This window comes from Virgibacillus sp. NKC19-16, from assembly GCF_021560035.1.
Classification (GTDB): domain Bacteria; phylum Bacillota; class Bacilli; order Bacillales; family Amphibacillaceae; genus Virgibacillus_L; species Virgibacillus_L salidurans.
Genome location: NZ_CP074373.1, coordinates 868,575 through 892,604, shown reverse-complemented (window position 1 = coordinate 892,604; position 24,030 = coordinate 868,575). Strand labels below are relative to the sequence as shown.

Sequence of the window (24,030 nt, the reverse complement as noted above, 5' to 3'; positions counted from 1 at the left end):
ATTACTCACCTCTTGTTAATCCGATTCGGTTAAAGATGCCATCCACATTTTTCAAATGGTATGTGTAGTCAAAGCAAGCATCGATTTCTGCTCGCGTTAGTTTTGCCGTGATTTGTTCATCTGCTTCTACAAGCTGTTTGAAATGCGTTGCTGTCTCCCATGCCTCCATGGCTTTTGGCTGAACAATATCGTATGCCGTTTCACGAGCCATTCCTTTATCAATTAGGGTGAGTAGTACGCGTTGGGAAAAAATCACGCCATGTGTCTTATCCATATTACGCTTCATATTTTCCGGAAAAACAGTAAGATTTTTTACGATGTTTCCGAAGCGATTCAGCATATAATTCACAGCAATCGTAGTATCCGGCAAAATCACCCGCTCTGCTGAGGAATGGGAGATGTCACGTTCATGCCATAGGGACACATTTTCATACGCCGTCATCATGTAGCCGCGAACGACGCGTGCCATTCCGGTCATATTTTCTGATCCAATTGGGTTGCGCTTATGAGGCATGGCTGATGATCCTTTTTGGCCTTTCGCAAATAATTCCTCTACTTCGCGTGTTTCCGTTTTTTGCAAGTTGCGAATTTCGGTTGCAAATTTTTCAATCGATGTGGCAATTAAAGCGAGAGCTGAAACATAATCTGCGTGACGGTCCCGCTGCAGGGTTTGTGTTGACACAGGTGCTGGCGTCAGCCCAAGATGCCCGCATACATATTTCTCAACAAATGGGTCAATATTGGCATAGGTTCCAACTGCGCCAGAAAGCTTTCCGAATTCGATGTTCTTGGCAGCTAATTCAAACCGCTCCAGATTTCGTTTCATTTCCTCATAATAGAGAGCAAGCTTTAAGCCAAATGTTGTCGGTTCTGCATGCACCCCGTGTGTGCGACCCATCATAACGGTATGCTGATGTTCGATGGCTTTATTTTTTAAAATCTCAATGAAGTTCGTTATATCTTTGCGAATGATTTCATTTGCCTGTTTCAATTGATAAGAGAGAGCCGTATCGACCACGTCTGTAGAGGTCAATCCGTAATGGACCCATTTCCGTTCTTCCCCTAAAGTTTCCGATACCGCACGGGTGAATGCTACAACGTCATGCCTTGTTTCCTGTTCAATTTCATAGATGCGGTTGATATCAAAGGCTGCATTTTCTCGAAGCTTTTTCACGTCTTCAGCAGGGATTACACCTAATTCATTCCATGCCTCACACGCAAGAATCTCCACTTCCAACCATGCCTTGAATTTATTTTCCTCGGTCCAAATGGATCCCATTTCTTCCCTGGTGTAACGATCAATCATCGTTTTGCCTCCTCAAATCTGCTTATCTGCTGTTTTATTTCTTCTTGCGTTTCCGCTATAAATGTAGTATGCCCCATTTTCCGCTTCGTCTTTGCTTCCACTTTACCATACAGATGAACAAATCCATCTTCCATTTTAGGCAATGCTCTTAACACACCATCAAGATCTTCTCCTAGAATATTAATCATTGCCGCGGGCTCTAATAGCTTAATAGGGGCTAACGGAAGGCCAGCAATAGCCCGGATGTGCTGCGCGAATTGCGATATATTGCATGCCTCAATCGTATAATGTCCGGAATTATGCGGTCGTGGCGCCATTTCATTCAGGAAAATGTCTTCCCCTTGAACGAATATCTCAATCGCAAACGTCCCAACTACATTCATTTTCTCAGCAAGCTTTTCCGCAGCTTTGTATGCTTTATTCTGAACTTCTTCGCTAATACGTGCCGGAACTTGCGTTTGATAAAGGATGTGATCCTTATGATCATTTTCAGCAATTGGAAAAAATGAGATTTCACCTGATTTGGCTCTTGTGAAGATTACTGAAATTTCCTTATCAAATGTCACCCACTCTTCGATAATGCAATGGCTGTTTTTTTCCGCAAAATCAACCGCTTGTTGAATGTCAGCTTGAGACTTTAACTTAAGTTGGCCTTTCCCGTCATAACCACCGCTGCATGTCTTAATTACAGCCGGGAAGGAAAATGTTTTTAGCACCTCTTCGCACTCTCTACCATTTGTAATAATAGAAAAATCCGGAATTGGTAGCCCCAGATCCTTCATTAGCTGCTTTTCTTTTTCCCGGTTTTGCGTGATTTCTAATGCATATGGCCCCTGAGGCAGTTTCCCTTTTTCTTCTATATAAGTGGCTGCAGTCAAATCCACATTTTCAAATTCGTATGTAACCACGTCTGCCATTTCTGTTAGTTCCTTTATGGCTTGCTTATCGTCGTAGGCTGCGGTAATTTGTTTATCCGCCACTTGAGACGCTGGACAATTAGTCGTTGGGTCAAGCACAGCTATATAATAACCCATATATTTTGCTGCAATTGCCATCATGCGCCCAAGCTGGCCGCCACCGATTATTCCAATTGTTTGGCCTGGTAAAATGGAAGTATTATTTTTTTGCAAGATCATCCCTCATTTCTGAAACTTTTGCTTGCATATTTTCACGGTAGGTTGTAAGTGTTGCTGCTACATCCCCGTCAAAAGCACCAATTATTTGTGCTGCGAGGAGCCCTGCGTTTGTTGCACCAGCCTTGCCTATTGCCACTGTCGCAGTTGGTACACCGCCCGGCATTTGCACAATTGATAGAAGAGAATCCAGACCCTCTAGCGCTTTGCTCTGAACCGGAACGCCGATCACCGGCAACGTTGTTTGAGATGCCACCATTCCAGGTAGATGTGCGGCCCCTCCTGCGCCTGCAATGATTACCTTCAAACCACGATCTCGAGCAGCTTTTGCATAGGCGAACATTTCATCTGGCGTACGATGTGCGGAAATAATCTCTTTTTCATAGGGAATATGCAACTCATCTAATCCCTTGCATGTATGCTCCATTGTCTCCCAATCTGAAATGCTTCCCATTATGACACCAACTTGAGCCATGTAATCCCTCTTTCTTTGTATAAATAAAAAAGTCTATTCTTCTCCCCTCATATATGAGAGAAGATGAATAGACTAGCTTTGCCCAAAAAGCAATCGATAGTGACGAAACGTGTAAGCAAGGACCTCTAATCGGAGAACGTATAAACCTTGCCGTTCGAAGTATTAGTTTTACAATTACGAGTCACCGGCGATTCTGCCAGACAGAACGCTTTTAACCATTGATTGCATATGCAATGATTCATCCTCCCCCATAGTCCGGCATTTACGGTGCCGGGTAGAAACTTCTGAGCCATATTCTCAGGAAATATATGAGGTAACGTATTTATTTGTTTGCCTGAATTAATCATAACAAATCAGCTGATATAAATCAATAAAATATCGAACATTTTAATATAATTTTAATATAATGTTCGGTTTTTGATCAAAAACCGTAAATCGTTTCCCATTAGGAGCTTACCGGCGCCCCGCCATTCACATGAATAACCTGCCCTGTAACATAGGAAGAATCAGCTGAAGCGAGATAAACATAAGCTGGTGCAACCTCAAACGGTTGACCCGCGCGTTTCATCGGTACATCTTTGCCAAACTGGGTTGCGACATCTTCAGCGGAAAAACTCGCAGGAATTAATGGTGTCCAGATCGGCCCAGGAGCTACCGCGTTTACCCTAATTCCTTTGTCCACAATATTTTGCGACAAGGATCTTGTAAAAGAAACGATCGCTCCTTTGGTCGCTGAATAATCGATCAATTGCACATCACCTTCATAAGCAGTAATGGAGGTAGTATTGATGATGGTGCTTCCTTTTTTCATATACGGTAAAGCCGCCTTCGTCAGATAAAAGAAGGCGAAAACATTTGTTTGAAACGTCGCCTCTATTTGTTCCTTAGAAATATCAAGTAAGCTGTCCTGTGTGAATTGTACACCATGATGGTTCACCAAAACATCTACTTTTCCAAAATAATGTAAGGTCTGCTTGATCACATCTTTGCAATGCTTCTCGTCGCGCAGGTCACCAATAATTAAGAGACATTTTCTTCCAAGTTGCTCAATTCTATGTTTGGTCCGATAAGCGTCCTCATTTTCGTAAGAGTAATAATAAGGAATTACAACATCCGCTCCCTCTTTGGCAAAAGCAATCGCTGCAGCTGCCCCGATTCCGCTGTCCCCACCAGTAATAATTGCTACCTTATCTTTTAACTTTTCTGCACCTTTATAACACGGATCCTCTATAATTGGTCGCGGCTCCATTAATGACTCAATACCAGGTTGCTGATCCTGATGCTGTGGCGGGAAATCTGTTGGTAATTGGCCATATTCAGCGTAGCGTGCGTCTTCGCGATACTTGTAATACATTCCATTTTCCTCCTATACTGGGCGTTTGTATGCAATGTATTCGGAATAAATGGAAAGCGTGCTTTAAGGGCTCTGCTCTATGCGACCTGCCCACCATGAACAGACTCGTCGAGATAAACAGACCCTCTAAAATATGATAAAATGGAAATACCATCAGAAAGGGAGCGATTTCATGCAATACAAAACGCTAAACAATGGACTTCATATACCACAGCTCGGCTATGGTGTGTGGAAAGTACCTAACGAAGAAGTAACCGAGGCAGTAGAACAAGCACTGAAAGCTGAATATCGCTTAATAGACACTGCTAAAGTTTATGGTAATGAGTATGGTGTGGGAGAAGCCTTGGCAGGCAGCAATGTACCACGCGAGGATTTATTTATTACGACCAAATTAGCGAATGCAGATCAAGGTTATGAAAATACATTAAAGGCATTTGATGAAAGCCTTGAAAAACTGGGTCTTGATTATGTTGACTTATATCTCATTCACTGGCCAACACCAAAGTATGACACATATGTAGAGACATATAAAGCATTGGAAAAAATCTATAAAGATGGACGCACAAAAGCAATTGGGGTCTGTAACTTTGATATCGAACATCTAAAGCGGATCATGGATGAGTGTGAAGTGACACCTGCTGTGAACCAGGTCGAGTGCCACCCTTATTTACAGCAAAAAGAACTAAAACAGTTTTGCATGGACCATGGCATTCTACTGGAGGCATATAGTCCATTAATGAACGGTACCAAAGTTATGCAAAATGATGTAATTCAAGAAATAGCTGATAAGCATAGTAAGACACCAGCACAAGTAATTCTTCGCTGGCATCTTCAATCAGATGTCGTTGTGATTCCAAAAACGGTGACACCTTCGCGTATGAAGGAAAACTATAATATCTTTGATTTTGAGCTAAGTGAGGCAGATATGGATCAAATAGTCTCCTTGGATCGTAACGAACGAAATAATCAAGTTCCTAGTGAGAATAATAATCGGTAAAACATCTATGGGGCCTGTCTGTCCGTCCGCCTTAAAGTGTTAATGTAGTAGCGTAGCGCGGGACAGGCCCCCTAATCTTCCCTCTCTGTGGCTCCTGGTTGTGCTGAAGGTCTAGCACTTGCCCCTGCATTACCTTTCTTCGGGTTCATCAGTCTCCCTTTACGTACCTGCTTCACCCAGAAGCCACCATGGATTTGCTTCGGTTCGTATGAAATAATAAATGCTTTCGGGTCAATTGTCTTTATGGTTTCATACAGTCTAAGCTCATATTTTCTAGGTGTTAAAATCTGCATGGACAGACGGTCGCCATCCATTCCATAGGCGAACCAGCTTGTAACACCATAGCCCTTATCCCGTAGTTTGCGCGTAAATTCAATATCCGGATTTGAGGAGACCACATTTACGGTTATATAGCCTAATGCCAATTTCTCTTCAATTTTTGTTCCAATAATTACACCAGTCCCAAAACCAACTGCATAGGCAATAATGTTCTGAACTTGGTCTAAATTATCAAGCACAAGCCCGAGCCCTAGGACATACATAACGATTTCAAACATGCTAACAAACGCAGCTATATATCTGCGCCCCTTTAATGTAAGGATCATTCTCATTGTTGATAACGTTACATATACGATATTTATTACAAGAATGATCACAACCATGACAAATGCATTTTCCAGCAACCTAACACCCTCCTAAATCTCCTATTTCTTTAGAATACCTTATTTTACATTTATATGGAAATAATTTAGAAAACATGAAGGAAATTCATTATGAATGCCACCTTCTCCCAACTACAATCGAATATAGTTGTGAAAAGGTGGCACGATCGAAAAATTTCTTAACTTCCATTGTATTGGTTTTGAGGATAATAGTGAATAGATTATTTATTTTGGACAAAAAAAGAGTTTTTTAATTTTTTGTTTAACCGGTACAGGCATTTGTATATCCATCCCAATAATCAGCCATACTAATCTCATAATTTAGTAAAGATAATTCAACTTTACGGGGGGATCTGCATGAAAAGAGTTTCGAGTGTCTTTTATATAACTGCCGCCTTGATAATAATTGCAGTATTATTAGGAGCTTTATTTCCTGTAGTGGCGGAAAGAATTACAACAGATCTGAATACGTTCCTGTCAACAACTTTTGGCTGGTATTACATGTGGATTATGCTGGGATTTATCGCTGTATCAGTCTTTATCGCATTTAGTCCTTACGGTAAAATCCGATTGGGTAAAGATAAGGAAAGACCTGATTTCGCCACCCCGACATGGATTGCCATGCTTTTCTCTGCGGGACTAGGTATCGGTCTTGTATTCTATGGTGCAGCCGAACCGCTGCTTCATTCTTTTTCAGACGCTCCATTATCAGAACCCGGTACGGATCAGGCAATAAAAGAAGGCCTTATGTTCACCTTTTTCCATTATGGACTGCATGGCTGGGCTATGTACGGGTTAGTCGCACTATCCCTGGCTTTCTTCCAGTTTCGGAAAGGAGAGCCCGGTTTAATTTCCTCCACACTGAAGCCGTTACTCGGTGACAGGATGAAAGGACCGTTTGGAAAGGCAATCGACGTGCTGGCTACATTTGCAACCATATTCGGGGTGGCAACCTCGCTGGGACTTGGTGCTGCTCAGATTAATGCTGGACTTGAATACCTATTCGGATTGGAAGCAAATTTCGCCACCCAATTTATCATCATCGCTGTCATTACGGTATTATTTTTAATATCTGCCTGGTCCGGCTTAAGCAAAGGAATAAAATATTTATCAAATGCTAACATGGTATTAGCAGCCTTGCTATTTGTCAGCATATTACTTATCGGCCCAACCCTACTTATTATGAATTTGTTCACGGAGTCTTTCGGGTATTATCTGCAGAACATAATTCAAATGAGCTTCCGTACTGCTCCTTTGGGCACGGATAATCGTGCATGGCTGGATGACTGGACCATTTTCTATTGGGCATGGTGGATTTCCTGGTCGCCATTTGTTGGAATGTTCATCGCCCGAGTATCCCGTGGTAGAACAATTAGAGAATTTATGATTGGTGTAATGATTGTGCCAACCGTACTTTGCGGCATATGGTTCTCCACCTTTGGCACCACAGCGATCACTGTACAACAAAGCGGCGTAGATCTGACACAGTACGCCATCGAGATAATGAACTTCCAGATGTTTGCTAATTTACCATTTTCGTTTCTATTGTCTCTGATCTCTATCTTACTGATTTTGACATTCTTTATCACTTCTGCCGATTCGGCCACCTTTGTGTTGGGAATCCAGACAACCAATGGATCTCTGAACCCCGGCAACAGCATAAAAATCGTCTGGGGGCTGGCACTGTCCTCTGTAGCCATAGTCCTATTATATGTGGGAGGATTAACAGCACTGCAGAACACGGTTATAGCCGCAGCGTTCCCGTTTTCTTTTATTGTAATACTCATGGCCATATCTTTGTTAAAAGGACTGCAGACGGAACTTAGGTCGATGAAACAAAGAAAAAAGGTTTAAATGAATGATAAATAAGAAAAAAATGGGGATAGAACTGCGCACTCCTTTCCTTGCTGTCACGGCTAAGAAAATCCGATAATCTATATTCTTATCTGTCAAAATGAAAAAGCTATCTCATTCGGCTCACTAAACTAACCGCCTGAGATAGCTCTTTTATATAGGCTGTTTTCTAATAAATTAGGACTGCACCAAAGGTTCGTCCTACCGAAAATATTTGTTCCCGCAGGAGTCACCGCCCTTCGCTCACCCGAACTGGTGAGGTGGTTCGATCATTTCGGCGATAACCGGAATGCCAGCGGAGGAAATATACGAAGACTTCTGTGGGAGCTAAAGGCTAGTGAGACCCCGCAGTGCGTCAGCACGAGGAGGCTCATCAGCCGCCCTAAGGTGCGCGAAGTGTATTTCCGGAGCAGAGGATTAACAAGCATATCAAGATACGTCATAGTCTATATCAATTGCGAATCTTTCAAAGCAACAATACTTACGAAAAGAGCCCTTATATAAACCCGTTTACTCATCCTCACCGGTCGCCTGCTCGGCATTAAATGTCCATTCAAGGTTTAATGAATCGCCTTGAAATTGATTTTGATCTTCACCATTATCAATGAAATTAAATTTGACGACTAAGTCATCTGCTTCTCCATCAGCGGGAAGGCCTTGTTCACCGAGAGCTGGATAAAATATATGTTCATTCACCGCTTCTGGTTCCATACTCCTTAGTTCTGCCAGTGTTGTTCTAAAAATAACTTCATCTATTTTGCTGGCATTGTATAGAAACTCCACTTCAATATGGCTGCCAAAATCATCTGTGTTATCCCCATTTGCATCTATAACACTGTAATCCGTATCGAGCGTTACCTTTTCAATATCCAGCGAGCCATTGTTTGCCAGTTCGAAATCGCGCGTGACGGAATCACCTGGTTGTAATTCACCCACGTCAATAATAGTTGTTGGATTTACCGAGAGATCGAGGGTCCCCGCTGCGAACGTGTTATTCGTCGTTTCGCTGGAACTGAAATAGGCATACGTTCCTCCACCGATTAATGTTAAACCAAGTGCTGCTGATATGACGCCCATGCCAATTTGCTTTTTCATACCCATTTGATAAATTCCCCCTTTAAAATTCTTTCATTCTGTATTTGTGTTCACTTCTTTTTTTCCTTGATCCAACTGACGAAGCGCTCCCCAAATCGTGACCGCAGAATAAATAATCAAGAAAATCCCTGGTATAACGAGAAGTAGCGCTGCGCCTTCACTTGAGTTGGCAAAATTCATCACATAGCCAATGTATGGAATGGTAAACCCTGTGTAGGATCCGACCACATTCTCAGCGTTTACCGGCTCTACATCGGCTGCATTATTGGCATCCCCTTTTGTTATATATTGGCTTCCACCTTCATTAACCTCCATGATTCTATGCGTAACCAGGATATCTTCCTCTGTTCGGAATGTGATGACATCACCTGTTTGAAAGCCAGTCGGATCGTCAACTTCCTTAATCGAGATAATCGAGCCTGTTTGAATATCAGGCTCCATCGATCCGGACAATACCGTTTTTAGTTGGTAACCAAATAGACTGGGTTCCCCTCCTGATGCCTTCATTGAGACGACAAGGAATAAGGTTAGCAGGAGCACGATAAATAATACAATTGTGACGAGATTACTGATCACTTTTAACACACTTTTTCCGCTCATTAATCCATCCCTCCATCGATGTAAAAAGCTTTAATTAGGATTCTTCTTCATCATCACTATCTGCTTCCATATCTTCAGAGTCTTCGTCTTCTTGTTCCGATTCATCACCAGACACCTTTTTATTTTCTTCCACTTGTTGGTCATCAGATTCAGAAACTGAGCTGTCTTTCTCTTCCTTTTCTTTATCTTCCCGTTGCTGCCCGTCTTCTTCACTGTTCGTACCACTTTCCGCTGCTTCGCTCTCTGTTTCTATATTTTCATCCGCCCTATCACCCTGCTTTTTCTTGCTTACCTGTTCTTCCTCTGCGCTATCAACCTGCGCATCCTCGTTTCCTTGCTCTTTATCCGTCTCACCAAATGATGAAGCGATGGAAATGCTCCCATCTTTGGTGGTTGTATCTGAAAAGTGTGCTGTTGTTGGAGCCACTGCCTGTGACACAATTAAAAATAGCAGGTACGTGATGGCGAATAGTCGAATTAGAAAGTGTTTATTGCTGTTTCGATGCTTCCTTGATTGGTCGTGACGTCTCAATGTACCACTCCTTTCAATCTTCTTATAGTCCAGTGGAAAGGTTCCGGAGCTCGGTAACAAACACCCGAGCTCCATCCCCCCGAAAAATTTACTGCCATTCTTCAATCAAATAATCAGCATATTCATGCAGAGTTTCTACTGCATTTTCCGAGATCATTTCCCTATCCTGTTGAAAATCAAGTAATTGTTTGAAATTGTTCATATGTTTGATCGCTTTTTCATTTTGCTCGCTGCCTGCATAATGATCGATTGCTGTCAATTGCGTATCAAGCATTCTTGCGGTTTCATCATCTGCAATCTCACCGTCATCGTTGTACTGTTCTACAAGACTTTTCATTTGTGCAATACTGGCTTCCTGCTCAATCGTTAGCTTTTCAGTTGTTTCATGTCCTCCGAGATCAACGACTTTGAACACAAACTCGTTTTCACCTAGCTCAAGATCCAGTTCAATGTCTGTAATCGTTTCATTAAATCCGTTCATCCCATATGGTTCTGTTTGTTCGTGCTTATAAATTTCACTATCATTAACATAGAGTCTGATATCATCAAAATTATCAGTGATGTTAGCATCTACATTTATGGTACCTGAACCCGTTTTTTCATCCGTATCTACCTCTAACGTTGCTGCTTGTGTATCGACAAAATACCTGCGGCCGATTTCCGCTTCATTTTCGGCATTGTCCACCGCTTTAATATGATGGAAAAAGTAGCCATCTTCCTCATGTGTCAGTGTATAGGTAAAGTCGTAACGGTCCTCTTCTTCATTGTAGGTGACTCCTGCTTGTTCCCCGTCAACCGTTACTTCTTTTACACCTGATTTGTCGGTTACATAGCCTGAGAATTCCACTTCTCTATCCGTTTGTACACCAAGGAATTCCGGTTTTTGCAGATGCAGATTTGGTATGGTTGTATCTGTTGCTTCCGTTGCATCTTCCTCTGTTTGATTTCCTGCATAGTCAACTGCAATGACGGTTAATGTTTGATCAGGCTGTAATTTTTTCGTTAATTGGTGTTCGTTAACGTCTTCTGCGTAAGGTTCGTCAAGAATAGATTCTCCATCAACCTGAACATCCCAATGGGCGAGACCACTTCCATTTTCATTATCTCCCGCATCAACAGTTACTATCTGTTCCTCCTCATTAAAATCTGCTTCCAGTTCCGGTGCAGTTACATCAAGTTCTACCGGGATTTCAAGGGATTGCCAGCTCGCATCATCATAATCAATGACCGCTTCGACCTGCAGGTAATACTGACCCTCTGGTGCTTGCTCCCCGTCTATTTTTCCATCCCAGACACGAGAAGAAGATAGAGAATACATTGGTGCCAGGCCGCTATCATAATAGTTCTTTCTGACATGTGATTCAGTCGTAATTGTGCGCACCGTTTCTTTGTTTTCATCTAAGACGTTAAATTTCACTTCCTTTGCATTTCTAAGGAAGGAAAGTATCATTAATGCATCATCCTGCCTGCCGTCCCCGTCTGGTGAGAAGGCGATGTTTTCCGGATCAACTTCCCCTGTTTGGGTGTCTTCACCAAGGAAGCCGTATGACTCTTCACCTACTGATGTGACAACACCAGTCATTCCATAATAGGTATCTTCGTCCCACACAGGTTTGTCCACAATTGGAGAACTGTCCCATTCACCTTTAAATCCAACATAAGGAACATGTAGCTCCGGATTCACGTCTTGTGGATCGGTTAAGGTGACAAAACCTTCTAACCAGTAACCATTCGTGAAATACTCCGTTAATGCTTCGTCTGCTTCACTAACATCAACAGTAACAGTAATGGTTGACGTTCCACCTGCAGGTACTTCAACTGTACTTACAGCTTCCCCGTTAACGGTAGCTGTACCATCAAGATCCAGCGCACCGAATTGATTTGGCGCAACTAATACGTCTTCCCCATTTTGCACAAATTGATCTGTTTGCGCGTTTGCTTCCACCTCATACGTAACTGCTTCATCCGTATAGTTCTCTGCAGTCAGCTCAAAGGTTACTTCATTTTCTGTAATTTCCTTTAAGGCTACTTTCGCTTCATTTGTCTCTGATTCGGTGACAATTACCGGTGTGGACAATGCGCTATGCAGCTGCATCAAACCAGCACCCTGACGTCGTGGTGACACAAATGCTCCGTCAAACTCCACCAATTTTCCTGTGTTCATCATAATATTTTTAGCCTGAAGAACGCGCTCCGCATTTTCCAGCCCAAATTCCTCATCAACGTACTGCAGCACGAGAGCTCCCCCACCTGCCACATGTGGTGCAGCCATCGATGTACCGCTCATCAATCCATATTCGTCGTTATTCAATGTTGATAAAATTTGTCCGCCTGGCGCGGTAATTTCCGGTTTGAAATCCAGGTTCGGGGTCAGGCCCCATGAAGTGAAAGCACTCATGTTTCCAGCATCCGGGTTATCAATTGTTGACGAGCCACCTGTGAAATCCAATGTGACTTCTTGGCCATCCCTTATCGCATTTACTAGTCTGTCACCATCATTTTTCAGCATGAACAGCTGCGGAATCTCGATTGCGTCTTCCGTAGCCATGTTGACAATACCATCTACATTATTATAAATAATGACACCTTCTGCACCAGCTTCCTGGGCATTTATTGCTTTTTCTGTAAACGGATTTTCACCACGCTGGACAAGTACATACTTTCCTGTTACATCAATATCTGCAAAGTCCTCTGGCAGTCCAAGCCCGGCTTCTACAACCTCAAAACTGTTCTCTACATAATCTGAAGGATGTGTATTTCCCGCTGACAGGAATGGTGCGCTGCCTGTTTCTTCATCAGTCGTATAGTCCACTGCTTCTACTTCTATGTTTGAATTTTCAAAAGAGGCTACTTGCATCGAATCATAGGAGACCCCTGGTGAACCGCTTAGGCCATAATCCGGATTCGTGGCAAGTGGATAATAAAATCCATCTGCGAACAATGCCGAGTTACCTGCTGAAATGGACATGAGAACACCATTATCCACCGCACGACTTACTGCTTGCTGTTCGGGTGACGTTTCATCCACAAATCCGGCAGTTGAACCAAGGCTCATGTTCAATGCATCAACACCAAGTTTAATCGCATCATCAATGGCTTTGATATAGATATCGCCATAGGTTGATTGCATTTCAGGGTCATTTCCGAAAACTTTCAAAGCTAAAAGCTGTGCTTCCGGGGCAATTCCCATAATTCCGCCATTATCCTCGTCTCCATTGGCGCCAACTGTCCCAGCAACATGCATGCCGTGCATGGAAGCGCCATTTGCTACATCACGGATTTCGTCATTTTCATCCATATAGTTGTAGCCATAGGGAACTTTGTCTGTATAAAAATCACCCGGTAAATCATGTTCATCGATTGATTCTTCGACAGATTCTTGCGTATGTGCTGGCTCCGTGTCGCCGGAAAGCACCATGTCACGGTGGTCTGGATCAATCCCGGTATCGATTACACCAACCGTCATGCCCTCCCCTTTGTAGCCGTAATCACGCCACATTTTTTGTGCTTCTACCAATTCTTTACTATATTTCATTTCTGGCTCGACCTTTGGCTGCTCATACTCATTCACGATGTGTACGGATTTTACATCGGGAATTTCTTCAATCTGCTCAAGGTCCCCTTGTTTTACTTCTGCACTAAAACCATTCATAACAGCTGTAAATTCTTGTAAGTATGTAGCTTCCACCTGATCTGTTGTCATTTGCTGTTTAACGGATTCTTGCTGTGCTTTTGCTTCATTTTCAAGCTCTTGTTTTTGGGTTTCTTGCAAACTATTAAACGTCACACCTCTTTGTGTTGCCTTTTCAATTGGTGCTTCATCCTCCATCTCAACAACAACTCTAACGTCTTTATCCGGGTCTTCGGTTTCCTCTAATTTTTCTGTATTAGACTTTTTTGTAACGTTTCCATCAAACGTTTTGCCAGTTATACTTGTTGCACTGGCAAATGAGAAGTTACCCGCAACCAGTAAAACAGCGAGCAACAACGCGGCAATTCGTTTTAACATTCAAATCCCCCTTATGAAAGTTGTTTCGCTTCTCTTTACTCCTTCCTATTAATTTTAATACTTAATATTCAGTTATATTGTAATAGTATAGAATTTTAATAGATTTCACCAGTGCACAAAGACATGGGTAAAATGTCATAAATATGAAAAATTTGCTGAATTTAGGATTCAAAAAAATTGGACTTTCCGGCAATCGGAAAGTCCAATATCATCGATTAAAAGATACCACGCAAGCGTTTTTTCATGGTTATTCGCCATTCCTTAGCGAGTAAATCACAGGAGGCGAGATCATCGGCTAAACGCAGGTCTTCCTTATCGAGGAACATAATTTCATTACAAGCGGCGATGGACCATTGTGGGTAGGGTTGGTCAATTAATTCCATATCCGATTCTGGCTGCACGTAACCTTCCTGTAATACGCGAAAATACCAGCCAGTGCGCCCGCTTTGCACCATTTGTTTTGCAAAACGCATCTTATCAAGTTCCCAATATGGCTGAAAAGGCTGCGAAACTTGTATAATTGCATCACCTATTTTAAATGTATCACCAATACAAACCGTAAATTCATCCATTTCCAGAATGGAAAAATTTTCACCCAACGTGCCCATATCAATAGATTCAGCATCTACTTCTTCCTGCCAAAACATATAATGCTTAATCGGATAGGCGAATATCGCTTTCTCCGCATCATTCTCCGAAAATCCTTCTTTACGTAAGTCTATTTTTTCGTTCTTTTGCTCTACTTTTTCGATAAAAATTTTATGTACGTATGGTTCTTCCATCCTGTCACCTGCTTTATGATATGTTATAGTATATCTATTCTACTTGATTTATACGATTGTAACAATTGGGGGGAAAATAATTGACGAAATATAAAAAAGCTACCTTCGCTGGCGGATGCTTCTGGTGTATGGTGAAGCCATTCGATCAATGGGACGGGATTCACAGCGTTGTTTCAGGCTATACCGGTGGACATCTCGAAAATCCGACATATGAAGACGTGAAAAGCGGGAAATCCGGTCACTATGAAGCTGTCGAAATCACCTATGATCCTAGCATCATCACGTATGAAACTATCCTAAATATATTCTGGCAACAAATTGATCCGACCGATGATGGCGGACAATTTCAAGATCGCGGTGATTCGTATCGTGCGGCAATTTTTTATACTGACGAGGAACAACTGGAATTAGCTGAGGGTTCTAAAAAGGAGCTTGAACAAAGCGGAAAATTTTCCAAACCGATTGTAACGCAAATTTTACCCACTAAGACGTTTTATCCTGCTGAGGATTATCATCAGGACTTTTATAAAAAAGTGAACAGGAATATAAAGAAGACCGGGCGAAGTCGGGCAGGGATGAGTTTATTGAAGCAGTATGGGGAAAATAATCTAATGAAGCGTACGCCTAATAGCGCACGCTTCCCCTATTTTTCACAAGCGGCAATAAACCCTTCATAAATCTGAAGTGATGCCACATCTCCCGATTCTGCCATTGATTCCGGGTGCCACTGCAACCCAAGCGCAAATGGATGGATCTTACTTTCGACAGCCTCGACGATACCATCATTTGCTTTTCCGCTAATTTGAAAAGCTCCAGATACACCCCGATTTGCCTGATGATGCAGGCTGTTGACACGGAATTTTGCAGAACCTGTTAGATGATGCAGCAGGGATCCTTCCTGCACATGCACAAAATGAGAGCCATGATACAGTGGCGCTTTTTGCGAATGCTGAAGCAGCTCCCGATTAATTTGCCCATAGATATCCTGGTACATATCCCCGCCTGCCGCAATATTTAATGTTTGGGCACCTCGGCAGACACCTAAAATAGGTTTACCCCTTTCAAGCAGCTTGTTCATGACCGCAATTTCCGACTGGTCACGTGCGGGAATAATTGTCCCGAGATTAGGATGCGGCTCCTCCTCGAACAGTGTTGGATCAATATCATATCCACCTGTCGCATATAAACCATCGATCTGATTGGCAATTTGATCGACATCTTCCTCTTCTATAAAATATGGCAACATGACAGGCATCCCCCCTGCCCGCATAATAGCCTTCACATTACGATTGGTGACCGCGTAATGCGATTGGTCAATTTCCATCGATGATGTTATTCCAATTAATGGTTTCATATGTTTTCCCCCTCATATTTCCGCATTCCTATACAGCTTATGATTTTGTTTCAGTTTACTTGACCTTATTTTTGCTGTCCAGTTAATTTGCAGACTTTTAATCGGAAAATTATGATATAATTGTAAAATGCGTTCTTACATAAGGATGGTAGGTCAGGAGTGATTGCGGTGGCAAAAAGTAAATCATTAATTCCATTAAAAATGCTGTTATTTAGCTTTCATGCCTCTAATACAGTTATTCTTAGTTTTTTACCATTATATCTACAGTTTAAAGGATTAAACGGGACTGAAATTGGTTGGGTGCTTGCCATCGGCCCGCTCGCTTCTATATTTGCTCAGCCTTTTTTTGGTTATTTGAGTGATAAGTATAAAACGGTGAAATGGGTTCTATTAATTTGTATTATTGGCCTTATCATTGGGAGCACACTATTTTTCCAAATGAACACATTAGTTTCGATCATATTGATGGGCGCGGTTTTCTATTTTTTCACCACCCCAATCGGAGCGCTTGGTGACAGCCTTGCACAACGGCGTGCGGACGATCTCCATGTATCATTTGGAACCATTCGAACATGGGGATCGATCGGTTTTGCTACATCATCGCTAGTTGTTGGAGAGATACTAGCAAATATTGGTATTCAGTACATCATCTTCCCATATTTATTTTTTGGAACAATGGCTTTACTCGTCGTATTTCGCCTAAAAGATGTAAAAGTGGAATCAGATCCTGTCCAATTGAAGGATGTCAAAAAAATTATTACAAATAAACCATTCCTTATCTTTCTAGGACTTATCTTGTTTATAACAATAGGACATCGTGCGAATGATAGTTTTATAGGATTGTATATCGAACAGCTTGGCGGCAGCGAAGGTCTAGTGGGATTAGCATGGTTTGTGGGTGTTGCTACGGAAGCGGCTGTGTTTGCTTTTGCCGGTTTCTGGTTCAAAAAATTTCATCCGTTAATATTTATTATCATCGCCGGTGCTTTATTTAGTATGCGTTGGTTTCTGTTTGCAGCTGTTGATGATCCGGTACATATCATTGCCCTCCAATTCCTGCATGGACTAACATTCGGGATATTTTACCTAGCTGCATTCAGCTATGTGACGCGATTAATTCCAAGCATTCTGCAATCAACCGGCCACCTTGTGTTTTTTGCAACATTTTTCGGGGTCTCCGGGATAGTAGGATCACTTGTAGGTGGATCCATATTTGATAACTTTGGCGGAGGAACACTGTATTTTGGAATGGGAAGCCTCTCATTGATTGGAACGATATTACTAATTGTTTATCATGTATTGCCTTACGGGAAGGAAATACCATCTGGTGAGCGGTCGTAGGGAAAGGGAATGGGGGACTTCTATTTGGGTATAGGAGTCCTTAGTTTATTTTCTCTATTTCTTCCTCTACTTTATTTCCAAAGTGTAGAAATAAATCCTTGTACCTATTTTTTATCTTTTCATAAATTAATCTAGCTTCCTCCTCATCATAAAGATGCGAAGTTTTATTACGGTCTATCATCATATTAATCCATTCATTCCCATCCTCAATCAATCCAAAAGCATAAGCTTCGCGGATAGCCCCTCTTGGACTTTTGATATCGCTAATACCTGTAGCTTCTAGAAACATTTTCATAAGTTTCCAGCTTAGTTCAAAGGTAAATTCAAAACGTTGAATAACTCCATCAAAAATAATATCATCCTCAATTTTTAATTTTGTAGCTTCATTTAGCCTAGAACTTGCCCGATTATAATCTTCAAGCTTCTCGTAAAGTCTTTCCTTGTTCATAAATAATTATCCCCTCCTGTTTTATATTAGCTAATAATCCCTCTTTTGATAACCGATTCAAAAAAACAATATCCATCCTTAAGTGGGTTGGCATTTCCTGAATGCTGTCTTCTATTAGATTTTGCTCGGAATGAGTAGCATTATTTGTTTGCACGGCTAAATCAATATCTGAACTCGGGCAAAAATCCCCACGGGCTCTTGAGCCAAACAGAATAACTTTTTTAATCCGGGAATTGGACGAACAGAATCGTAATAATTGTTCTAAAAAAAGCTCAGGAATGCCCGATTTCACCAAGTTGTTTGACATGCTGACACCACCCGTTCTCTTTGTTGATTTTATTATAGCATTATAGGAGAAAAAGCGAAATCATCAGGGAAAAACGCAACTGCTGTTTTACGTAACACTTGAAACACTTTAGTTTTGTAGAACCCTGACTTATACTCCTCTCTCTGCTTCCCCTGACTACTTATGAAGAATAATTACTTCAAAGCTGTTTTAAAAACGTAACTCACTTTATCATAATCCATTTTATCTTCATAAAAACGATGAGCCTCTGTACGTTTTAACCCAGATGATAGGGCTACATTCTCATATCCATTTTCCCTCGCCCATTCATGCACAAATAAAAGAAGTTTTTCACCGTATCCGTTTGATCGCGCGCTTTCGCTTGTTACTAAGTCAAAGACCCAGACAAAACGTCCATAATAGAGCGTAATCATAGGCTTGAATCCAGCAACTGCAACAATTTCTTCCTCGTTGTATAAGGCAAACAATCTGTACATATCCTTTTCCATAGCTTCGGTTACTAATTCGACATAGGTATTTTCATCAAGATGCGTACGCAGCTGATTCATTATCGGAAACGCCCGAATGATTTCATCTTGTGATTGAAGTTCTTTGATTGTTCCTGTTTCCATTATAAATGCTCCTTTTGGTTTTAATAAGACATCCGTCTGTGATTTACGAATAGAATACTTCTTTTGTGGAATGAAACATGCTTTAATCTATCTATTTATGACTCATAAAGACCGCCTGCTTTTACAGACTTCATAAAATCAGTAACACTATCAAAGACAGCATCAGGCTCATTGGTAAATTCCATTGTTTGATAATCAGGCAACCATTGCACTCCTATTGTATAAACCTTGGCTTGTAACCCAGCCTGTATATCAGCATCACTATCCCCGATAAACATGGCCTCGGTACTTTTTACACCTAAGACGGACAATGCCTTAATAAGCCCCTCTGGATCAGGTTTTGGTTTGTTAACATCATCACCTGTTATGATAACATCAAAAAAGTTATCCATTTGAAGTTCCCCTAATGAAATATCTAAACTTCTCTTTGCCTTTCCAGTAACAATCCCAAGTTTAATCCCTTTATTTTTAAGGTATCTTAATAATTCATCAATTTCCTTATTATAATCAACTAATTTTGAGTGATTCTCTAAGTATGTTGTATAATACAATCCAATTGCCTGTTTTTTATTTTCATGAGAAAGGTTCTCTTTAATAATCTCCGTTTCAGAAGGGCCAAACATTGCTTTAATTTCTTCCGTTGAAAAATCCTTATTATCGAATTCCTTAAAAACACGCTGAAAAGCATAAAAACAGATTGGTAAGGTATTCGCTAATGTTCCATCAAAATCAAAAATAACTGTATTGATAACAAACGCCTCCTGTGAATTTTTCTACTATTCTATACTAGCAGATTTATCACCATAAATGTGAAAACAGCTACTCAAAAAAATAATGCAAGCACGGGATGAAATCTTCTCACCGCGGAAGAACTCAACATGTATATTCCCCCAAAAAATTCAAATACTACATAAACATACTAAATGTAGAAAGGATAGAATAAATGAGACACGTAACCGCACTAGTCATTAAGTTTTTAATCACTGCCACCGTGGTGTATTCCTTATTGTCGATCTTTAACGTAGCAAGTATCCTAGAGATGTTTTTGATTAGTTTGTTCGTAACAGGAGGGGCATATATTATCGGAGATCTGATTCTATTACCGAGGTTTGGCAATGGTATTGCATCGATAGCTGATTTCGGTCTTGCTACAGTTGGTATATGGTTATTATCTTTGGTTTTTATCGGGGCAGAATTCCCTATTTTTACGCTATCCCTTATTGCAGCTTTTTTCATTGCTGTTTGTGAAGCGGTATTCCATATTTACATGCAGGAAAAAGTATTAACATCAACAGATATAGAACACGATGCCTCCAACTCTTCACCGAACCGAATGCAGACAGAGTTTTCAGAGGAAAAGGATGTACATGACGTAGAAAATAAAAATAAAAAAGGCTGATACACGATTGCATCAGCCTTCCACATCTAGCTTAAGAAAATAAAGTACAACACAAAGATAACAAACATTCCATACATGATCGGATGTATCTCTCGCGCACGTTTTTTTAACAACATTGTTATCGGATAGAAAATAAATCCAATTGCAATGCCTGTTGCAATACTGTATGTTAGCGGCATCGTAAGAACGGTAAAAAATGCCGGTACTGCAATTTCGAATTGATCCCAGTCAATCTCTTTCAATGCGGATGACATCATGATACCAACAATGATTAATGCAGGCGCAGTTACTTCGGAGGTCACAACACTTAATAATGGGGAGAAGAACAATGCCAAAAGGAAAAACCCTGCTGCGACTATTGCTGTAAAACCTGTGCGTCCTCCCACACCAACACCAGCAGCGGAATCTACATAAGACGTTGTTGTCGATGTACCAAGCGTTGCACCAACCACTGTTGCTGCAGAATCAGCAAATAACGCTTTTCCGGCACGCGGCAGTCTATTGTTTTTCACCAAACCAGCCTGCCTCGCTACTGCAACCAGCGTTCCTGCCGTATCAAAGAAGTCAACGAATAAGAACGTTAAAATGACCAAAAGCATTTCGACAGTAAAAATATCACCTAAATTTAAAAATGCCTGTCCAAATGTTGGTGCTATACTCGGAACGCTACTGACAATCCCATCAATTCCTGAAGGCGGGGCAATTAAACCAAAAGTAATGCCTGCTAAAACTGTTAGAATCATGCCATAAAATATCCCCGCTTTTATACCAAGCGTGAGTAATACTACAGAAACGATAAGTCCAAATATCGCTAGTAACACATTTGGTGATGTTATATCTCCAAGAGCAAGCAATGTATCTGGATCTCCAACTACAATGCCTGCACTTTGCAGACCGATAAAAGCGATAAATAAACCGATCCCAGCACCCACTGCCAGCTTTAAATTTGCAGGGATAGCATTAATAATTTTTTCCCGAATCCCTGTTAACGTTAGGATGACAAATATAATTCCAGATACTAATACACCTGATAAAGCCGTTTCCCACGGGATACCGTAGCCAAGCATAACGGTATACGCAAAAAACGCGTTTAATCCCATACCGGGCCCTAGAACGATCGGATATTTCGCTATTATTCCCATAAATAAGGAACCAACAGCCGCGGCCAGTGCTGTAGCAACAAATACAGCATCCTGATCCATGCGAGTTACCCCTTCAGGCAGCTCTTCTACCCCTGTTAAAGCCAGGGTTGATGGAATGACAAAAAGGATATATGCCATAGCTAAAAATGTCGTTAATCCTGCCATAAACTCTGTTTTATAATTTGTACCTAATTCCTTGAAATGAAAATACTTCTTCATTACTGCTCCCCCTTGGTTATTAAATAAAAAAACACGCCCCGTTTAGAACCAGGCGTGCTACCATAACTATGCAAGGAAAAGTAATCAAAAGGAAAGCAGCCATTTACTGGAGTCAATGGGCTATCACTATTAAAATCACTAAACCTGCGTAGTCAGACTATTTACGGCAGTCTGGTAGAAACTCTGGGCCATATTCCCGAAATTATACGCATTTTTATTAAAATGTATGTTTATTTTACTACTTGTATCTTATCAAGTCAATAAGATGCGAATGATTGTTTGATTTCGATTAATAAAGTTCGTTTTTAAGATTTCTATTTGCTATTTCAACAAGTCTTGCACGCAAGTCATTAAAAACTTCTTCATGTGAAAAGCGTTTATCACTGGACTTTGCTTCTTTCTGCTTTACATATACTCTCTCTTCAAACTGTTTGCATTCGCTCATATTCTGCCAATTAATCTATTCCCACTCAATCGTACTCGGCGGTTTGCTCGTAACATCATACACAACGCGGTTAATATGCTCGACATCATTCACCATTCTCGTTGATATTTTTTCTAAGGTCTCCCACGGAATACGCGCCCAGTCCGAAGTCATGCCATCAATGGAAGTAACAGCCCGGATTCCGATCGTGTAATCATACGTACGGGCATCGCCCATCACGCCAACACTACGGATATTAGGCAGTACAGTGAAATATTGCCAAATGTCGCGCTCTAATCCTGCAGCGGCAATCTCTTCGCGCAAAATAGCATCCGATTCACGAACAATTTCCAGTTTCGCGTCTGTTACCTCACCTAGTACGCGGATTGCCAGACCCGGTCCAGGGAAAGGCTGACGCCAAACAATGTGATCCGGTATGCCTAATTGAGATCCAAGCTCACGAACTTCATCCTTGAAAAGTGTGTTCAATGGCTCGATTAGCTCAAATTGCATGTCTTCCGGAAGTCCACCAACATTGTGATGGGACTTAATCGTGTGCGCTGTTTCCGTTCCGCTTTCAATTATATCTGTATACAATGTCCCTTGCGCCAGGAAGTCGATATCCTTTAACTTGTCCGCTTCATCATCAAATACATAAATAAATTCATTACCGATGATTTGACGTTTCTTCTCCGGATCGTCCACCCCTTTTAGTTTGGAAAGGAAACGATCTTTTGCATCGACCTTAATGATATTCATATGAAAATCTTCCGCGAATACCTTCATCACGTCATCTGCTTCATTTTTCCGAAGAAGCCCATGGTCAACAAAAATACATATAAGCTGATCCCCGATTGCTTTGTGAATTAAAGCTGCCACAACGGACGAGTCAACGCCACCGCTTAGCGCACATAACACCTTACGATCTCCGACTTTTTCCTGAATTTTTTCTACTTCCATATCGATGAAATTCTCGATCGTCCATTCTCCAGCACTTTGGCACACATCGAAAACGAATTGTTCAAGTAGATGATTCCCGTATTCCGAATGGCGCACCTCCGGATGAAATTGAACACCATACCGTTTTTTCCCCTGATCACTCATTGCAGCAATTGGTGTAGATGGACTAGTTGCGTCAACATGAAAAGTCGGTGGTGTATCTATGACTTTGTCGCCATGGCTCATCCATACGGTTTGGCTGCTTGGTGTATCTTTAAAAAGAATAGGTTCACCTTTCAAATCAATATGCGCCTTCCCATATTCCCGGTTCTGCGCTTTTTCAACGTTACCGCCATAATTTAGAGACATGAGCTGCATACCGTAGCAGATGCCTAAAATAGGAACTTCAAGATCGAAAATTTTCTCATCACAACGGAAGCTATCCTCGTCATACACGCTGTGTGGCCCACCTGAAAGTATAATGCCTTTTGGATCCATTTCCCTGATCGCTTCTGCTGTTAATTTATGGGAGTGCAATTCGCTGTAAACGCCAAATTCTCTTATTCTTCTTGTGATTAACTGATTGTATTGACTGCCAAAATCAAGTACGAGTATCATATCGTTTGTTTCCATTGTTACACTCCTATCTATTGCTTCCTGTTTAGGTCGCGTTGTCTCCCGATTTGGATGCGTTCTCTCCCGGTTCGAATGTGCTGTCTCCCGGTTTGGGGGCGCGCTCTCCCGGTTCAGGCGCATTCTCTCCCGATTTGAAAGCTCACTCTCCTGTTTCGAGCTTGCTCTCTCCTGTTTTCGCTGGCTGTCTCCCGTTTGGGTGTGGACTCTCCCGGTTCAGCCCACCACTCCACAAAAAAATCCTGCATCCCCACCTTTTGCATTCCAAACTACAAAAAGGCAGAAATCCAGGAGATAACTGCCTTCATAGTCAGAGCATTTACGGTGCTCCGGTAGAAACTTTCGAACCATATTATCGAGGATATACAAACGGCATATTTATTATTTCACTTGTAATATCTTCTTATTTTACTA

The 24,030-nt window shown here is 41.5% G+C and carries 22 protein-coding genes, 1 pseudogene and 3 riboswitches; of the genes and pseudogenes, 5 read left to right on the top strand and 18 right to left on the bottom strand.

Annotation, left to right across the window (positions count from 1 at the left end; genetic code table 11):
• Nucleotide 1 precedes the first annotated feature (1 nt).
• The 4 genes from purB to KFZ58_RS04820 all read right to left on the bottom strand — a co-directional run bounded on the left by purB (nucleotide 2) and on the right by KFZ58_RS04820 (nucleotide 4,268).
• Entirely contained in the window at nucleotides 2-1,306 is a 1,305-nt protein-coding gene (purB, locus tag KFZ58_RS04835) for an adenylosuccinate lyase (RefSeq protein WP_235793702.1), read from the bottom strand.
• Nucleotides 1,303-2,436, bottom strand: coding sequence for a 5-(carboxyamino)imidazole ribonucleotide synthase (gene purK, locus KFZ58_RS04830; protein ID WP_235793701.1), 1,134 nt, complete (start codon nucleotides 2,434-2,436; stop codon nucleotides 1,303-1,305). Before purK ends, purB begins: the two co-directional genes overlap by 4 nt.
• Entirely contained in the window at nucleotides 2,423-2,914 is a 492-nt protein-coding gene (purE, locus tag KFZ58_RS04825) for a 5-(carboxyamino)imidazole ribonucleotide mutase (RefSeq protein ID WP_235793700.1), read from the bottom strand. The genes purK and purE overlap by 14 nt, the downstream gene beginning before the upstream one ends.
• A 231-nt stretch (nucleotides 2,915-3,145) precedes the next feature.
• A riboswitch (purine riboswitch) is annotated at nucleotides 3,146-3,246 on the bottom strand.
• Nucleotides 3,247-3,359: 113 nt separating this feature from the next.
• Nucleotides 3,360-4,268, bottom strand: a complete 909-nt coding sequence (locus tag KFZ58_RS04820) for an SDR family oxidoreductase (protein WP_235793699.1) — start codon at nucleotides 4,266-4,268, stop codon at nucleotides 3,360-3,362.
• 172 nt (nucleotides 4,269-4,440) lie between these two features.
• On the opposite strand from KFZ58_RS04820, the gene KFZ58_RS04815 reads away from it, so the two are divergent.
• Nucleotides 4,441-5,265 carry an aldo/keto reductase gene (locus KFZ58_RS04815; RefSeq protein ID WP_235793698.1) on the top strand — a complete coding sequence of 275 codons (825 nt, stop codon included), beginning with the start codon at nucleotides 4,441-4,443 and terminating at the stop codon, nucleotides 5,263-5,265.
• 71 nt (nucleotides 5,266-5,336) lie between these two features.
• Here the strand turns inward: KFZ58_RS04815 and KFZ58_RS04810 are convergent, their stop codons facing one another.
• A complete protein-coding gene (locus KFZ58_RS04810) occupies nucleotides 5,337-5,948 on the bottom strand; it encodes a DUF2179 domain-containing protein (protein ID WP_235793697.1) in 612 nt (203 codons plus the stop codon).
• Between the two features lie 336 nt (nucleotides 5,949-6,284).
• Here KFZ58_RS04810 and KFZ58_RS04805 point away from each other — a divergent pair, with 336 nt between their 5' ends.
• Nucleotides 6,285-7,781, top strand: a complete 1,497-nt coding sequence (locus KFZ58_RS04805) for a glycine betaine uptake BCCT transporter (protein WP_235793696.1) — start codon at nucleotides 6,285-6,287, stop codon at nucleotides 7,779-7,781.
• Between the two features lie 510 nt (nucleotides 7,782-8,291).
• On the opposite strand, the gene KFZ58_RS04800 is transcribed toward KFZ58_RS04805, so the two are convergent.
• From KFZ58_RS04800 to KFZ58_RS04780, 5 genes are all read right to left on the bottom strand, one after another.
• Nucleotides 8,292-8,882, bottom strand: a complete 591-nt coding sequence (locus KFZ58_RS04800; protein WP_235793693.1) for a CalY family protein — start codon at nucleotides 8,880-8,882, stop codon at nucleotides 8,292-8,294.
• A gap of 27 nt (nucleotides 8,883-8,909) precedes the next feature.
• Entirely contained in the window at nucleotides 8,910-9,476 is a 567-nt protein-coding gene (sipW, locus tag KFZ58_RS04795) for a signal peptidase I SipW (protein WP_235793692.1), read from the bottom strand.
• Between the two features lie 34 nt (nucleotides 9,477-9,510).
• Nucleotides 9,511-10,008 (bottom strand): hypothetical protein, encoded by a 498-nt coding sequence (locus KFZ58_RS04790; RefSeq protein ID WP_235793690.1) that lies wholly within the window; start codon nucleotides 10,006-10,008, stop codon nucleotides 9,511-9,513.
• Between the two features lie 88 nt (nucleotides 10,009-10,096).
• Nucleotides 10,097-14,017, bottom strand: coding sequence for a S8 family serine peptidase (locus KFZ58_RS04785; RefSeq protein WP_235793689.1), 3,921 nt, complete (start codon nucleotides 14,015-14,017; stop codon nucleotides 10,097-10,099).
• Between the two features lie 215 nt (nucleotides 14,018-14,232).
• Nucleotides 14,233-14,799 (bottom strand): MOSC domain-containing protein, encoded by a 567-nt coding sequence (locus KFZ58_RS04780; RefSeq protein ID WP_235793688.1) that lies wholly within the window; start codon nucleotides 14,797-14,799, stop codon nucleotides 14,233-14,235.
• A gap of 128 nt (nucleotides 14,800-14,927) precedes the next feature.
• On the opposite strand from KFZ58_RS04780, the pseudogene msrA reads away from it, so the two are divergent.
• Nucleotides 14,928-15,406, top strand: a pseudogene (gene msrA / locus KFZ58_RS04775) (peptide-methionine (S)-S-oxide reductase MsrA).
• Between the two features lie 36 nt (nucleotides 15,407-15,442).
• On the opposite strand, the gene KFZ58_RS04770 reads toward msrA, so the two are convergent.
• Nucleotides 15,443-16,153, bottom strand: coding sequence for a gamma-glutamyl-gamma-aminobutyrate hydrolase family protein (locus tag KFZ58_RS04770; protein ID WP_235793686.1), 711 nt, complete (start codon nucleotides 16,151-16,153; stop codon nucleotides 15,443-15,445).
• A gap of 168 nt (nucleotides 16,154-16,321) precedes the next feature.
• Here KFZ58_RS04770 and KFZ58_RS04765 point away from each other — a divergent pair, with 168 nt between their 5' ends.
• Entirely contained in the window at nucleotides 16,322-17,494 is a 1,173-nt protein-coding gene (locus tag KFZ58_RS04765) for an MFS transporter (protein WP_235793685.1), read from the top strand.
• Nucleotides 17,495-17,534: 40 nt separating this feature from the next.
• Here the strand turns inward: KFZ58_RS04765 and KFZ58_RS04760 are convergent, their stop codons facing one another.
• The 4 genes from KFZ58_RS04760 to KFZ58_RS04745 form a co-directional block, all read right to left on the bottom strand.
• Nucleotides 17,535-17,942 carry a nucleotidyltransferase substrate binding protein gene (locus KFZ58_RS04760; RefSeq protein ID WP_235793684.1) on the bottom strand — a complete coding sequence of 136 codons (408 nt, stop codon included), beginning with the start codon at nucleotides 17,940-17,942 and terminating at the stop codon, nucleotides 17,535-17,537.
• Nucleotides 17,911-18,249, bottom strand: a complete 339-nt coding sequence (locus tag KFZ58_RS04755; RefSeq protein ID WP_235793682.1) for a nucleotidyltransferase domain-containing protein — start codon at nucleotides 18,247-18,249, stop codon at nucleotides 17,911-17,913. Before KFZ58_RS04755 ends, KFZ58_RS04760 begins: the two co-directional genes overlap by 32 nt.
• Nucleotides 18,250-18,422: 173 nt before the next feature.
• The gene (locus KFZ58_RS04750) at nucleotides 18,423-18,860 is read right to left on the bottom strand and encodes a GNAT family N-acetyltransferase (RefSeq protein ID WP_235793681.1); all 438 of its coding nucleotides are present in this window, start codon (nucleotides 18,858-18,860) and stop codon (nucleotides 18,423-18,425) included.
• 95 nt (nucleotides 18,861-18,955) lie between these two features.
• Nucleotides 18,956-19,609 carry an HAD family hydrolase gene (locus tag KFZ58_RS04745; RefSeq protein WP_235794665.1) on the bottom strand — a complete coding sequence of 218 codons (654 nt, stop codon included), beginning with the start codon at nucleotides 19,607-19,609 and terminating at the stop codon, nucleotides 18,956-18,958.
• A gap of 194 nt (nucleotides 19,610-19,803) precedes the next feature.
• On the opposite strand from KFZ58_RS04745, the gene KFZ58_RS04740 reads away from it, so the two are divergent.
• Nucleotides 19,804-20,259, top strand: a complete 456-nt coding sequence (locus KFZ58_RS04740; RefSeq protein WP_235793680.1) for a YndM family protein — start codon at nucleotides 19,804-19,806, stop codon at nucleotides 20,257-20,259.
• A 26-nt stretch (nucleotides 20,260-20,285) separates the two neighbouring features.
• Here KFZ58_RS04740 and KFZ58_RS04735 read toward each other — a convergent pair whose 3' ends face one another.
• The 3 genes from KFZ58_RS04735 to guaA all read right to left on the bottom strand — a co-directional run bounded on the left by KFZ58_RS04735 (nucleotide 20,286) and on the right by guaA (nucleotide 23,616).
• Complete coding sequence (locus KFZ58_RS04735) at nucleotides 20,286-21,620, bottom strand: NCS2 family permease (protein WP_235793679.1); 1,335 nt, start codon at nucleotides 21,618-21,620, stop codon at nucleotides 20,286-20,288.
• Nucleotides 21,621-21,749: 129 nt separating this feature from the next.
• Nucleotides 21,750-21,850, bottom strand: a riboswitch (purine riboswitch).
• Between the two features lie 59 nt (nucleotides 21,851-21,909).
• Nucleotides 21,910-22,065: a hypothetical protein gene (locus KFZ58_RS04730; protein WP_235793678.1), complete on the bottom strand. Its 156-nt coding sequence runs from the start codon at nucleotides 22,063-22,065 to the stop codon at nucleotides 21,910-21,912.
• A gap of 15 nt (nucleotides 22,066-22,080) precedes the next feature.
• Nucleotides 22,081-23,616 carry a glutamine-hydrolyzing GMP synthase gene (gene guaA, locus KFZ58_RS04725; protein WP_235793677.1) on the bottom strand — a complete coding sequence of 512 codons (1,536 nt, stop codon included), beginning with the start codon at nucleotides 23,614-23,616 and terminating at the stop codon, nucleotides 22,081-22,083.
• Nucleotides 23,617-23,903: 287 nt separating this feature from the next.
• A riboswitch (purine riboswitch) is annotated at nucleotides 23,904-24,005 on the bottom strand.
• Between the last annotated feature and the right edge of the window lie 25 nt (nucleotides 24,006-24,030).